The organism is Paenibacillus amylolyticus (genome assembly GCF_047302515.1).
In the GTDB taxonomy this organism is placed as follows: domain Bacteria; phylum Bacillota; class Bacilli; order Paenibacillales; family Paenibacillaceae; genus Paenibacillus; species Paenibacillus amylolyticus_G.
Genome location: NZ_CP168019.1, coordinates 6,302,895 through 6,317,458 on the forward strand (window position 1 = coordinate 6,302,895; position 14,564 = coordinate 6,317,458).

Genomic DNA, 14,564 nt, shown 5'->3' on the forward strand with positions numbered 1-14,564 from the left:
TCCGGCAGTATGGATGCGAGGCGGACGTGCAACGGGTTCGCCTCATTCTTTTCGATAGACAGGGAGGAAGTAGTGTGAGTATAAGCTGGAATTCAATTGAAGGGGCGATCGAGCTGGGGCTTTTATATGCACTGATGGCACTTGGTGTATATATTACGTTCCGCATACTCGATTTTCCTGACCTTACCGTAGACGGAAGTTTTACAACAGGAGGCGCAATCGCGGCGGTTATGATCTCCAATGACTTCTCTCCTTGGCTCGCCTGTTTGGCGGCAATGGCTGGCGGCATGGTGGCTGGGGCTTGTACAGGTCTGCTTCATACCAAAGGCAAAATCAACGGATTATTATCCGGGATTTTGATGATGATCGCGCTCTACTCCATTAATATGCGTATTCTTGGCGCACCGAATAAATCCATTATGGGTATGGATAATCCATTCTCAGGTGAGCATGTCATGGTGTTAATTATCATCGTGGTGCTGGTGTTTAAAATCATGCTCGATCTGTTCATGAAAACAGATGTTGGACTGGCACTCCGCGCGACAGGTGATAACAAACGCATGATTCGCAGCTTTGGTGCAAATACGGATGTGACTACCATTGTAGGTGTCAGCTTATCCAATGGATTGGTTGCCCTGTCTGGTGCATTCATTGCACAGCAATCAGGTTTTGCAGACATCACGATGGGCATCGGTATGATCGTTATTGGACTGGCTTCCGTCATTATCGGTGAGGCCATTCTTGGAGCAAGAACGGTATTCTGGGCTACACTTGCAGCGATCGTTGGTTCAATCATTTACCGGATTGTGGTCGCGCTTGCCCTTCAAGTGGAATGGTTTGATACATCTGATCTGAAGTTGATCACCGCGGTGATCGTCATTATTGCTCTTGTATTCCCAACGATGCAGCGCTCCATGAAGCAGCGAAGTCTGGCTCGCAAACGAACGGAAGAGTTGATGCGATCCGGGGGTCATCAGGCGAAGGGAGGTATGTGATCATGCTGGAGATTACGCAAGTAACCAAGCTGTTCAACCCAGGTACAACGGATGAGAAGACCGCGCTGGTCGGTGTGAATCTGACAATGAATCCGGGAGACTTTGTGACGGTGATTGGCAGTAACGGAGCGGGTAAATCCACGCTGATGAACATCATTTCGGGTGTGATGAAGCCGGACATGGGTGATGTGCTGATCAATGACCGCTCCATTAAAAACCTGCCGGAGCATAAACGTAGCAGCTGGATTGGCCGGGTATTTCAGGACCCGATGGCAGGAACAGCACCACATATGTCCATTGAAGAAAACATGGCGATGGCATACAAACGTGGTAAAGGACGCGGACTGGGCTTCGGAGTTACCCGTGCCAGACGGGAGATTTTTAACACGCAACTGGAGAAGCTGGGAATTGGACTGGAAAAGCGGCCGAATGCAAAAGTGGGTCTCTTGTCTGGCGGGGAGCGCCAGGCACTTAGCCTGTTAATGGCTACGTTTACCCAGCCGCAAATTTTGCTATTGGATGAGCATACGGCAGCCCTTGACCCATCACGTGCCGAACTGATCACGGAACTAACGGAGACACTTGTGCGTGAGATGAGACTGACTACATTGATGGTGACGCACAATATGGAGCAGGCCATTCGTCTGGGTAACCGTCTGATCATGATGGACAAAGGCCGAATTATTCTGGATGTCAGCGAAGAGCGCAAGCGTACGTTGACTGTCCCTGAGTTGCTTGGTGAATTCGAACGGATTAGCGGCAAAAAAATGGCAGATGATCGTGTCGTGCTGGGTTAAGACAAGGGAACACTTGTTGGAAGAACAGATATACGTACCGTAACCCACAATCTAAGCCATCTATAAGATAGACGATAAAAACCTTTTGCGTTCTCGCAAAGGGTTTTTATGGTATGTTGAACACGTTGAAAAAATGGAATGAATCTATACGATTTCGGATCAGCGAATTATACATAGTAGGAGGAACCAGGCATGTCTTTGCAATTGGATGAAGGGACATATACGGTAACACGGCGAACGGAATCCATTCGTCTACTCGCCAAGGAATTTGCACTGCTGCATTTCCTGTATGAAAACAAGGAAAAAGCCTTCACCCGCAGCCAACTGTTGGACCGGGTATGGCCTTTGGAATATCCGGTTGAACGCACTGTGGACGATCATATCTATCGCCTGCGCAAGAAATTGAAACGCTGGGATGAGATCCGTCTGGATACAGTACGGGGCTACGGATATCGACTTGCTGTGCATGAGAACAAGTCCGCTCTACCCGCGAGTCCATCTACTCAAGACCCAGAAATGCAGGAAGCCATTCACGGATTACTTCGTAAATATCACTTGTTTGGGCAGGGAAACGCCATACAGACCTTAGTCCAACAGCAGGAAACACTCGGTATTCAGATTGTCCCGTATTATCAGTTGTATATCCGTTTTATACAGGGAGATCTGGAATGGCTGATTACAACAAAGGAAATTCCCTTTGAGGAGCGTCTATACTGGCTACTGATTTTCGTGCACCCCCTGATCGAGCCAGCGGATAGTATACAGCTGTATGAGAAAGCTTTGAATTCAGCTGCATTGTCTGCCGATCAGCTTCGCGAACTCCGCATTCTGAACATCGTTGAAGTCTATGTAGAGGTGGGCCAATATCAACGGGCGAAAGAGCAGCTGGAAGAAACATATCGTGTAATAGATACAGATGAGCTCAAGAATTTCAGACTGCCTGTAGCACTTGCAGCGTTGTATGTGGAACTGTGGGGTGGTAGCGGTGAAGCTGTTGAGGCCCAGATGGCAGTTCTGCGGTCAGGATTGAAGGATGCCCCGTATCTGCGGGAGATTGGACGTTTTCAGGTGATGGAAGGATTATGGTTACTTCGGCAGGGACGGATTCGTGAGGCAGAGTTAAGAATGGATGACGGTCTGGATGTATTGAAAATGTCGCTGAACGCACCGTTATATCTGAATGCTGCATATCAGATTCTCCTATTCCTGGGTCATCATCGAATCGAAGGTAGAATTCGCAGTAAGTATCGTCAAGTGTATGTAGAGATCGGCAAAAGTTACGGTGTACCCGCATATGGACAACAAATTGTAGATGAAATACGTAACTTTTTATCTCCTACCTCCCCATCCTCTGATCTTCCTCTGATATAACTCCTTTATGATTACAGCCAAGGAACATACAGGCCACAAGCGGCTGTAATCAAGGGAGGAAGTACATGTATGACCGTCATTTCAAATGAACCCACATCCAATGAATCCACCGAATCACCCGCCTCATCTGCGGAATCTTCCAAAAGCTTATTGACCAACCTCCGGTTTGTCCGCATGTTTATCGCATACTCGCTGGCTACGTTTGGAGATTGGTTCGATGCACTTGCCATCCAGGTGATGGTGGCCTACCGCTGGGGTGCTGATCCACTGATCATTGCACTTATTCCTGTATGTATGGCCGTCCCAGGCATACTGCTGGGCTCCTTTGCAGGTGCCCTGGCTGATCGACTGCACAAAGTAAAGATCATGATCCTGTGTGATGTAATCACCGTGGGATTAACCGTTGCTATTTTATTCGCACCAAGCCCGATATGGTTGCTTCCACTGCTTGCCCTGCGGGCCATGATGGGAGTTTTTCACGTTCCAGCTCAGCAGGCGTTAACCCGCCAGGTGGTGGCAGAGGAGCATCTGTTTCAGGCATCGTCCCTAAACGGTTTTGTGAGCCAGTGTTCGAAAGTGGCGGGACCACTTCTGGGTGCAGTCATTTTGGCCTTCTTTTCACCACAAATCTGTATTGTCATTAATGCCTGTACCCGCCTGTTGTCAGGTGCGGTATTATGGCCCTTGCGGCATTTGGTGGAGAAGTCGGAGTCCGTTGAATCAGACGGAAGTGCTGCTAGTGAACAGGATGGATCGGAGTCTTTGTTCTCCCAGTGGAAGCAAGGCTGGCGTTTTATAAAGAGCAGTCGCACCGTGCTGAGTACGATTCTGTTCGGCTGTTTTGGACTCATGGCCATTCTCATGATTGATTATCAGTTTACGACCCTGTTTCGGGAGATCAAGCCAGGTAATGAATCACTACTCGGCTGGTTGGGATCGTCGGCAGGAGCCGGGGCAGTCGTCACCATTTTGTTGTTAAATCGCTTGCCGAGAATTGGGTATGGGTGGGGACTGGGTGGAGGATATCTGTTCGTGGGTGCCGGAATCGCTGCGCTGGGGTGGATCGGCCCACAAACACCTGAAATTTGGGTCATTATCTGGGGCCTCTGTATCGGGCTGGGCAATGGACTCTTTATGGTAACACTGAATTATTTGTTACAAAAGGAAACCCCTCCTGCCTATGTAGGGCGCGTCTTTGGCATTCAAAATTCACTATCCAGTGTTGTACTGGTTGTAGCTCCACTTGCAGGTGGAGCGCTCATTCGAGTTGCGGGGCCGAGCCCTACCTTTCAATATATCGGTCTCGCTACGCTGGTAATTGGTCTTGCCGGCATACTGCTACAACGTATCTTATGGGAGAGGAAACAGCCTCTCATAACGGAAGCCAAAGAGAACATTCCGCAGGAATCGGCCTGATTGTTTTGACCGGACAATATTTTAATCATCATTACATCTACAATAAAACGAACAGCCGCTTTCAGTATTCATCCGAAGGCGGCTGTTTGCACATTGCATTGTTATGCATGTTTGAACGAATCACACTTCCCACCAAGCAAAATAAGCAGTGGAGGCCATCAGCCCACCAACCGAAAGTGATCCGCTGACAGAGAGGTTAATCGCTTGACCCGGAGGAACCACGTAACGGCCAAATTCATTGGACAGAAACGGCCCTGCTTGAAGGGGCATAGCCATCAATGGGGTCGCTCCTGAAGGCGCAGCAGCAGAGAATCGTACGATGGCTACGCTGGTATTGCTGCTGGAAAGATTGCTGTTCACCGATGTTAGTGTGCTGGGAGAGCTTAGCGTTCCATTCGCGGTCAGACTCATGGAACCGCTGAAGGAAGATAACAGATTGAGTGAGACCGTAATTCCACCAGAGAGCCGCGATACGTACAGGGTTTTCCCGCTCCCTGCGGGATTGGCCAATTGTACGGTGGCGATAACCGTTCCTCCCAGCAATCCCAGTGTGGTGGAGTTGGTGGAACCTGCGTTGTACAGATTGCCCGTACTGCCAGCATTATTCTCTGGAGGTGCAACAATGCCGGGAGAGGTATATGTGTTGGTATTTGACGTATAGACGGGCTGGCTTAACGGGTTGAATACATTATTGTTTGGCACTGTATACACCACCTTCTTCTACTATGATCCAACTCAGAATTCCCACCAGAACAGGTTAATGGCTCCCGTCTGACTCCCTGTGCCTACACTAATGGATAAAGTTTGTCCCGGTGGAACAATAATCGATCCGTTCAAATCCAGTGAATACATACCTGCGGTAAGCGGAATACTTGCGATGCTCGTGAAGGTTCCCCCAAGAGTACCGGTGTTTTGCCTCGTTGTGACTACACTGGCGTTGGTGTTTCCAAGTAGCGTATTGACGGGCACAGGTGTGCTCCCGGCAGTCACCGTTCCTCCCGAATAGATAACAAGTGTGGCTGCTGCTGTTGTGCCTCCCGTGAGGCTGGATATGCGTAATGTTCTGCCACTACCGGCTCCATTCAGGATCTGTAGAAGAAGGTTTTGGCTGGCAGGAATTGCGGTATTGTTGGTCGTTAAGGCAAAAAAACTGCCTGCAGCAGCTGCACCACTGTCTGGTGACGCTTCAATTCCAGGTGCAGAGAAGGTATTGGTCAGTTGAGTAAACAGAGGACCATTCGATTGGTTGAATATATTGTAGTTGGTGATCTCATCCACCTCCCATAGACCAGATTAACTTATGCACAACTCCGTTAGATCCGCATGTCATTGTACTTGCAGTGTATGTGAAAAGAAGAAAAATGGATTGGGGACTGAGCCGTATATCTGGAAATAACGGCAGATGCCGTGCCCGTATTTCGAATCCGGGCATACGATGCGTAAGCACATTTTTTAAGGGGAAATCGAGATGAGTCGAACAGCAAAGCGAAGCAAGAAGAGAACGAAGCAACCAACTAAATATGATAGCCGTCGTCGCTCCCGTCATTCCTGCCGCGCTAAATTGCTGAAACCCCCTTGTTCCCGGATCACTCGTCCCCGGTTCAAGCAGGGTGCTTCCTCACGTACGAAACTCCCTGGTGCTATTCATTGTTTTACAGAGCATACGTATGTCGGAGCCGAGACCAGTAGCAGCATACACTCACTCCCGGCACAAGACACCTCATCACTCAGCATGTATACCTATGGCGTTGTGAATCGGGGCAAACATCCGGCTCTTGTACAGATCCAGATCAGCCCCAATGCCGTAGACTATGCTGTGGACAGCCAGGAGGTGGTCGCGGGAGGCCAGACCAAAGCGCTGGTACCATTGCGGTTTTTGCATTATACCCGGCTTGCAATTCGATCCGTTGAACCGGATCAACCGACCCGGCTCGATGTTTACTTTCAGGCACAGCGTATGCCGTAAGGGAGTATGATCACACAGATTTGACCAGGGAGGAGGACGAGACACATGCCTAACTTTACAACGTTTAATACGAATCCGGATAATCTGAGGACGTTGATCTTCGGCCAAGATAGTACAGGCACAGCCCAGCCCGTCAGAACCGATACGAGCGGGAACGTGGTTGGCATCATTTTGGACGGAACCATCAGTAACATCTCCGGTTTGACTACCGTTACGATTAATGCCGGAACCATTACGAACATTCTAAACGGAACGATCACAAGTGTACTTGGAGCGACCATCACGGCAGGTACGATCAACAGTGTGCTTGGAGCCACAGTGACCGCAGGTACGTTGACGAACTTGCTGAATGGTACGATCACAAGTGTATTAGGAGCGACGATCACGGCCGGAACGATTACAAGTGTACTCGGGGCAACGGTAACAGCAGGAACACTCACGAACTTGCTGAATGGTACCATCACAAGTGTACTTGGGGCGACGATCACAGCCGGAACGATTACCAGTGTGCTCGGAGCTACGGTAACGGCGGGAACGCTGACCAACTTGCTGAATGGTACGATTACAAGTGTACTTGGAGCGACGATCACAGCCGGAACGATTACCAGTGTGCTCGGAGCCACGGTGACAGCAGGAACGCTGACGAACTTGCTGAATGGTACGATCACCAGTGTATTGGGAGCAACGATTACAGCCGGAACCATCACCAGCGTCCTTGGAGCGACCATCACAGCGGGTACCATCACAGGTATACTCGGAGCAACGATTACCGCAGGTACGATCACCAGTGTACTTGGAGCCACCATCACCGCAGGAACACTGACGAACCTGTTGAACGGAACCATTACCAGTGTACTCGGTGCAACGGTAACAGCGGGTACGTTGACGAACTTACTGAATGGTACGATCACAAGTGTATTGGGAGCAACGATTACCGCAGGAACACTGACAAACTTATTGAACGGAACCATTACAAGCGTACTTGGCGCAACGGTAACTGCGGGGACGTTGACAAACCTGCTAAATGGTACAATCACCAGCGTGCTAGGTGCTACAATTACCGCGGGAACACTTAGCAGTGTGACGTCGATTTCACAGAAGAGTTTCCAGGAGTCCCAACTCATAAGCACCCCGACCGCAAACACCTTCACAGCGCTCCCAGCGGTTACGACCAGTGTATTTGGCACGTATTCTTTCTTTGTATATAACCGGGGGCCGGGTGTAAATCGGGTAGATGCTCTTGTTGAGATCAGCGCCAACGGAACGAACTGGTACACAGATGTAACGACGGTAACGGGCATTTTGTCCGGGTCAGTCGATGTATTGGTTCCGCAACGTTTTCTCAAATATACACGTCTATCCTACCGCTCCAGCCTAGTTGGTGCACCAAGTACGATTGATGTGTTCTTCAATGGACAAGGCACATAACCCATTCATTTGTCATATAGGTACATGGAGTTCCTTTGGTGGACTGCATGTACTTTTTTTGTATTGGAGGTGGTTATGTTTGCAGAACCGTTTACTTGGAATTCATATGATTGTGCAAAATGAAGAACATCACCTGCCCCGCTGTCTCGACAGCTTGAAGCATATCAGCACGGAATGTTTTATCACCGATACTGGCTCATCTGACCGTACACCCGAGATCGCCAGAACGTATGGAGCAACGGTGTTGCACGCCTGTTGGGAAGATGACTTTGCCCATGCACGAAATATCAGCCTGCCTCTGGCGAGCACGGAATGGGTCCTGTGTTTGGATGCCGATGAGTACGTTATGCAGGGATTGGAAGAACTGCTGAATTATTTACCTAAAGTCCATAAAAGCATTTCGAGATTACGTATTATCATAGAGAATCGATATGGTGAAGGGATAGAAGAGAACGTTATCTCTCAGCCAGTGAGATTATTCCGTGCTCATCAGGGATATCGATACAAGGGGCGTATTCATGAGCAATTGGTTCGTAGTGGCCCAAGCGAGCTTGCCCAGGAAGAGGCCGGTGATATGAATAAGAGCGAGACCTATACAGATGAACAAAGCCAATTGATCGAGACTGAACTGCTTGCTCCATTATGTCTGATTCATGATGGATATCTGGCTTCAACGATTGCGCAAGAGCATAAGCCAAGACGTAATTTGAAACTGATTGAGCGGGAACTCGCAGATGAGCCTGCACAGCCTTTTCACCTGTACAATCTGGGAGTAACGTATTGCCAGCTTGGTCAGGTCGAACAGGCAATTGAAGCGTTCAGTGAATCATTGCGCCTGACAGAGTTGCTCGCACCATATCGACCTACACTGGTTAGAGATTATGCAAAGACCCTTGTGGGATCGGAACATTACGACGAGGCGCATGCAATTCTGGCTGTGGAAAGACAGCGTTATCCATCTTACGCTGATCTGCACCTGTTGTATGGGGAGACGTTGGAGCTGAAAGGTTTGGAGGAGCGTGCATATCAATCGTATGCCCGAGCAACGGACTGCCGGGAGGGAATGGACCGTGTTGGACACAGTGATGGCGGTAGCACGTTAGACGCGTCATATGTAACGGAAGCGGGTTCTAACAGTTACAGAGCCTATACCGCCATGGCAAGACTTGCACAGAAACGGGGATTCTTTAAAGAGTCTGCACATCTGTACGGGCTTGCACTGGACAGCATGTTCACATATGCTCCGGCATGGGCCGGGTTGGCAGACGTGCTGCAACAATCGGGAGAAACGGATGAGAACATAGCAGAAACATTACTTTCCAGATGTAGAGGGATCGAAAAGTTGGGTCACAATGATTCGATTTGTGGTGAAATTCCCCATTCATATGCTGTGACATATGAGGATCATCTGGTGAAGGTGATTTATGTTCTAACAGGCTGTGGAGCATATGAACAGGCATTGAAAATGCTGAATACAGATGCGTTTATTGCTCGTATCCATGTAGCGGATCGAATACATTGGATGTTGTGTGCGAATAGGGTTTCCGAAGCGCTGCAACTGGCAGAAGAACACTGGAGTGCAGGGTGTGTAAATGAAGTCAATCTGCTGGCTGAGCACAGAATGGATTGGGCACTGGCTTGTTGGACCAACGGATTACGATTATCCGAGGCGTTCCTGGAAACTACGCTTCCACAAGAAAAGAACGTTTGGAAGGTCATGGATCGACTGCTGAATCAGTTAACCAAAGAGCCGCTAAGCATGAAACCTGCTTCACAAGAACAAAAGCTTATGCAATGGGGTCCGCAGGCAGAAATGGTAGCAGAGAAGGTTGTGCAGCAAGCCGTAAAGACAGGACAGCTAACACTTGCTGAGCAACTGCATGAGCTGCGGGCAATAATGATGTGTGACCATTGGGGAACGGCTGTAACTTTACGACGGGAGTTTGCAAGTCTGCTGTATCGTCACGGGTATACCATGGTAGCCGCGAACATCCTGATTCAGTGCATGACCGAGAGTGAGCTGGATGCTGAAGGGTTATTCTGGCTGGGCGAAACATTGGTTGCCAAAGGTTACCATGATCAGGCATTGTCTCTGTTCGAGCAGGCTCTGGAGCGGGAGCCTGATATGCGGCAGGCCCGAGCTGGAGCCGCTGTATGTTACTTGCAATTGGCAATGGAGGCGATTCGGCAGGAATTGGTTCGTTCTCCGTCTTCAGGGGTACTCGCTGCACAACATAATGCACTGGAACAAAAGCTGCGAACGGCCGAAGGCATCCCATGGCGTACGCTTTTCCATGCAAAGGAAAGGAGGAATCAGCTTGCGAGCGGAACGAATTTCCCTATGCATGATCGTGAAGGATGAGGAAGAGTTGCTTCCTCATTGTCTTGCCAGTGTCCAGGGAGCGGTGGACGAAATTATTGTGGTGGACACCGGTTCATCGGACCGCAGCCCGGAGATTGCGCAGCAATATGGAGCGGTGGTTGTGCGATTTGAGTGGTGCGAAGATTTTGCCGCAGCACGGAATGCTGGCCTGGAGCGCGCTTCCGGCGACTGGATTCTCTTTCTTGATGCGGACGAGGCGCTCGATAGGGCTGCGCGGGAGCAGATCAGGAGCTGGACGTCGGTCAGCGGATGTGACGGATTGTTTTTAAACATTCATAACTATACAGGTACGGGTCAGCAGGGGGTTACCGTGAATCCGGTTTTGCGTCTCTTCCGTAATGCTCTGGAGCATCGGTTCGAAGGCCGAATTCATGAGCAGATTGCGGCGGCGATTTGCCGTAGGAATTCAGAGGCGGCTTTTCATGTGACGGACATGGTCATCCATCATTATGGGTATCAGACGGCGATTGTGGAGCGCAAAGATAAGGTGAACCGTAATGTTCGCCTGCTGCAACAGGCAGTGGAGGAAGAACCGGATCAGCCGTTCCATCACTATAATCTGGGTGTCGAGTATCTGCGTGTGGGGGAAGCGGAGCGGGCCTTGGAGACGTTTGGTGTGGCTCGGATGGGGATTGATCCTGCGGTGACCAGTTACGCGCATTTGCTGTTCAAATATGAAGTTCGTTGTCTCCAGCATCTGAATCGCTGGCAGGAGGCATTAGATCGCATTGATGCTGCGCTTGAACTCTTTCCAGAGTACACGGATCTGATGCACCATCGCGGGGTATGTGCAGACGCATTGGGTGATGCAGATCGGGCAGAATATTCGCTCCGTGAAGCTGTTCGCATGGGACCACCTCCACCCATATATCATACGGAAGAAGGCATCGGCACCTATCAGACGTGGTATACGTTAGGGCGATTGCTGGAAGGAAGGGCAGATCTGGAGGGTGCGGTAGATGCTTATGTGGAAGCGGTGCGTGCCAAATCGAGTCTGTTACCGCCGCTCTATCGGATATTCCGAATTATGCGAGTCTCCGGGCAGGAACATCAGATTCCAGCGCTGGTGAGGGAGCGCTTTGCACTCAGTTCGGAAGAGGCTACACACAAAGTATTGGGCATTCTGGAGCAATCTCGTTGTTATGAGGCGGCTTTGCAATTGTTATCGGTTATATCCTCACAACCTTCCGCAGAGATGAGGGAGCGTTTATCTGTGGCGGAGGCGATGCTCAAAATCCAACAGGGAAGATGGAACAAGGCGCGTCTGAAACTGGAACCTGTGCAGCGGAAAAAAGGGCTGCTCGCGATCTCGTCTGCTCGATGGCTCGAACGTTTGGAATGGATAGAAGGGAAGGAAGTCAACGGAGATGATCCATTGGCCTTGTGGTTGAAGCGTAGCTCGCAGCTAGGTGCAGTAACGAATGAGGAATCTGCTGTGCAGACAGGGAGAACGGTTGGTCTGAGAGCGACAAAGAAGAAGGATATGAACTCCAGCATGGACGTAACGGTTGCGGGAGCAGAGTATGATGGATGGCAGGCTCTTGGACTGATGATGGAAGGATGTGTACAGTCAGGGAGATGGAAAGAGCTCCATAGCCTGATTCAGATGTGTCGACAGCAATTGGCGGGAGAAGGGTTATCGGTGGGAGAGAGCGTTCGAGTGAAAGAGAAGGAGAAAGAGATGGAAGGGAAAAAGGAAAACGGGAAGGTGAGTGACATTGAGTCGTTCCCTGGGGCTTCGGATACCCTGACGGGAACAAGCTGGCTGGTGAAAGGATTGGTCAGTGCTGCGGATCATCATCTGGAGGTGTTCGCTCAGCATGCAGATGGACAGCGGCACCGTTGTTGGCCTGTCGTTCAGCATATTCGGCTGGAGTTGCCGGGAGCGGACGGATTTGAGAGCTGAGAGGGGATCAGGCAGGTCCGGGAGTTCAACTTAATTCAGCGGGCTAATGGGTGGGGCTGAACTCCGTTGGTGAGGGGTGGTGATGAATATGGGCATAGGGATTAGTTTGTGTATGATCGTGAAGGATGAAGCAGGGTCACTCCAGCGGTGCTTGAATGCAGTCAGGAATGTGGTGGATGAGATCATCGTTGTGGACACAGGCTCGGTAGACGATACAACTGAAATTGCGCGTCTCCATGGTGCCGTTGTAATTCGTACGGAATGGAACGGAGATTTCAGTGAAGCCCGTAATCTGTCGCTGGCCGCTGCTACGAAACCGTGGATTCTGGTGCTTGATGCGGATGAGGTATGGGTACAGACCCCTCAGATGAAGACAGAACTCATGCGGTTGTTAGCGGCAAGTAGGGATGACGTGTGGGGATACTGGATACAGGTCACAAGTCTGCTGGGTGTGTCCGGTGAAGAGCATGTGACGGATGCGGTGTGTCGTTTGTTCCGAAATGATCCCCGAATTGCTTTTCAGGGCAGAATTCATGAAGAGATTGCTTCTTCCATCATGGCACTGGCTCCGCAAGGTGTGCTTCATTCTGGACTTGAAGTCATTCATTACGGATATCTGGAGCAGGTGATTACCGCCAAAAATAAAGGTGCACGGAACATGCAGTTGATCCGTTTCGCGTTGAATCAGGAGGGAGATCAACCGGAGTTGTTATATGCTCTGGCGGCAGAATGGTTTCAGCAAGCGAAGTATGATGAAGCACTCCGGTTGTTGCAGCCATTATTGGCACAGCTTACGCCGGAGTGTGGATATCACTCGGATCTGGTGCTGAAAACGGCTTACGCCTGGCGAGAGATTGGCAGTCCAGAACGGGCGCTTGCTGTGGTGGAAGCATGGGCGCCCGTGTATGAGGATTTCCCGGATTTGTTGGAGCTTGGTGCTGTACTAGAACTGGATCAAGGGAGAGAGGATGTGGCCTTGAACTGGTTAAAACAGGCTAAATCAGCTGCTTCTACAGCCAGCAGGTATACATCAGTCTCTGGTGCTGGGACCTATCGCAGCCTGACGCTGGAAGGCATGGCGCATGAGAGGGCTGGCCGCTGGGCAGAGGCAGAAGCCGCATACACGGCGGCGCTGGGCATGCAACCCGGCAGCTTGCCTGCATGGCAGCGGCTGTTGTTGCTGGCCGCAGCCACAGGGCGGCAGCATGCCATCGCCAGCGTCACCGCTCGGGTAAGCTTGCCGCCTGCGGCATGGCAAGCGTTGATCCCGGCCGCGCTTGCCGCGCATCGGCCGGATTGGCTGCTTCGCCATGCGGCGGCGCTTGTTGGCCCGCTGCGGGCACAGCCGCTGGCCGCCGGGCTTGCGCTGGCCCAGCTGGGCGAGGACGCCGCGGCTCGGGCGGCTTTGCAGCCCTGGGCGGCGCATGCGCCGCACGGGCGAGAGGCGGCCCTGGCGCTGTGGGCGCTGGGCCACAAGCAGCCCGGCAGGCGCAACGCCCGAGCGGCGGCTCGCCATGCGGCAGCGCTGCCCGCCGCGGCCCACGCCGCCGAGGCGCTGCTGCAGCGCGGGGCCTTGGAAGGCAGCAGCACCTTGGCGTGCAGCAGCGGCCTGGCGGGCAACCCGCCCCGCGGCGCAACGCCCAGCGGCCCGGCCGCGCCTGCGCCGGGCGGCGTGCTCGCGGCTGCGCAAGCGCTTGCCGGCGTAGGCGCCTGGGCCGCATGGCTGCGCCTGCTGCAAGCCCTGCCGCCCAGCGGCGCGCTGGCGTTGCTTGCAGCGCTTCCGCCTGCGGCACGCTGCGGGCTGCTGCGCGCACCCGCGAGCGTCCGCGAAGGGCTGCTGGCGCTATGCGGCACGCCTGACGGCGCGCAGCAGCCCCACGCGGACGAAGTGCCCGCCTCGGAGCGCACCGCTCACGCAGTCCTCGCGGGCACGCTCGCGCTGCTCGCCGGGCGGCAGAACCTGGCGCGTGAATGGGCCGAATCGGCCCAAGTCACTGCGCGGCAATCTGCCGCCACAGGTCGCCCGGCGACGACAATCCCGCCGGGCCTGCAAACTCTGCTGCGCCTGACAGCACCCGGCGCAGCCTCTGCTGATGAATACACCAACCAGTGCAACATGTTACTGGTACACCTATAATTTCCTGTAATCTGTAATCTGTAATCTGTAATCACTAATCACTAATCTCTGATTTCTAGTCTCTAGTCCTCAACCCCTGTATATCCCCACATATTCCCGCAATAGCTCATCCAATTGAAATTGCAAAAGCAACGGAGCTACCGGTAATCGGAGCATTGCCCGAAC

Annotated in this window: 11 protein-coding genes; 9 read left to right on the top strand and 2 right to left on the bottom strand. The window is 51.8% G+C overall.

Annotated elements, in window-relative coordinates:
• The first annotated feature begins 134 nt into the window (after positions 1–134).
• From ACDJ59_RS27670 to ACDJ59_RS27685, 4 genes are all read left to right on the top strand, one after another.
• Positions 135–995 carry an ABC transporter permease gene (locus ACDJ59_RS27670; protein ID WP_051154091.1) on the top strand — a complete coding sequence of 287 codons (861 nt, stop codon included), beginning with the start codon at positions 135–137 and terminating at the stop codon, positions 993–995.
• 2 nt (positions 996–997) lie between these two features.
• Entirely contained in the window at positions 998–1,792 is a 795-nt protein-coding gene (locus tag ACDJ59_RS27675; RefSeq protein ID WP_036606660.1) for an ABC transporter ATP-binding protein, read from the top strand.
• Between the two features lie 192 nt (positions 1,793–1,984).
• Positions 1,985–3,163, top strand: coding sequence for a winged helix-turn-helix domain-containing protein (locus ACDJ59_RS27680; RefSeq protein WP_413406880.1), 1,179 nt, complete (start codon positions 1,985–1,987; stop codon positions 3,161–3,163).
• Positions 3,164–3,232: 69 nt separating this feature from the next.
• Complete coding sequence (locus tag ACDJ59_RS27685) at positions 3,233–4,579, top strand: MFS transporter (protein WP_413406881.1); 1,347 nt, start codon at positions 3,233–3,235, stop codon at positions 4,577–4,579.
• A 120-nt stretch (positions 4,580–4,699) separates the two neighbouring features.
• On the opposite strand, the gene ACDJ59_RS27690 is transcribed toward ACDJ59_RS27685, so the two are convergent.
• Together ACDJ59_RS27690 and ACDJ59_RS27695 are read right to left on the bottom strand one after the other, a co-directional pair.
• Complete coding sequence (locus ACDJ59_RS27690; protein WP_413406882.1) at positions 4,700–5,281, bottom strand: hypothetical protein; 582 nt, start codon at positions 5,279–5,281, stop codon at positions 4,700–4,702.
• A gap of 33 nt (positions 5,282–5,314) precedes the next feature.
• Complete coding sequence (locus ACDJ59_RS27695; protein WP_342357549.1) at positions 5,315–5,857, bottom strand: hypothetical protein; 543 nt, start codon at positions 5,855–5,857, stop codon at positions 5,315–5,317.
• 190 nt (positions 5,858–6,047) lie between these two features.
• Here ACDJ59_RS27695 and ACDJ59_RS27700 point away from each other — a divergent pair, with 190 nt between their 5' ends.
• The 5 genes from ACDJ59_RS27700 (at position 6,048) to ACDJ59_RS27720 (ending at position 14,399) form a co-directional block, all read left to right on the top strand.
• The gene (locus ACDJ59_RS27700) at positions 6,048–6,545 is read left to right on the top strand and encodes a DUF6385 domain-containing protein (protein WP_413406883.1); all 498 of its coding nucleotides are present in this window, start codon (positions 6,048–6,050) and stop codon (positions 6,543–6,545) included.
• Positions 6,546–6,590: 45 nt separating this feature from the next.
• Complete coding sequence (locus ACDJ59_RS27705; protein WP_413406884.1) at positions 6,591–7,973, top strand: DUF6385 domain-containing protein; 1,383 nt, start codon at positions 6,591–6,593, stop codon at positions 7,971–7,973.
• Positions 7,974–8,052: 79 nt separating this feature from the next.
• Positions 8,053–10,335: a glycosyltransferase gene (locus tag ACDJ59_RS27710; protein WP_413406885.1), complete on the top strand. Its 2,283-nt coding sequence runs from the start codon at positions 8,053–8,055 to the stop codon at positions 10,333–10,335.
• Positions 10,292–12,262: a glycosyltransferase gene (locus ACDJ59_RS27715; RefSeq protein ID WP_413406886.1), complete on the top strand. Its 1,971-nt coding sequence runs from the start codon at positions 10,292–10,294 to the stop codon at positions 12,260–12,262. The genes ACDJ59_RS27710 and ACDJ59_RS27715 overlap by 44 nt, the downstream gene beginning before the upstream one ends.
• A gap of 88 nt (positions 12,263–12,350) precedes the next feature.
• A complete protein-coding gene (locus tag ACDJ59_RS27720; protein ID WP_413406887.1) occupies positions 12,351–14,399 on the top strand; it encodes a glycosyltransferase in 2,049 nt (682 codons plus the stop codon).
• Positions 14,400–14,564 lie beyond the last annotated feature (165 nt).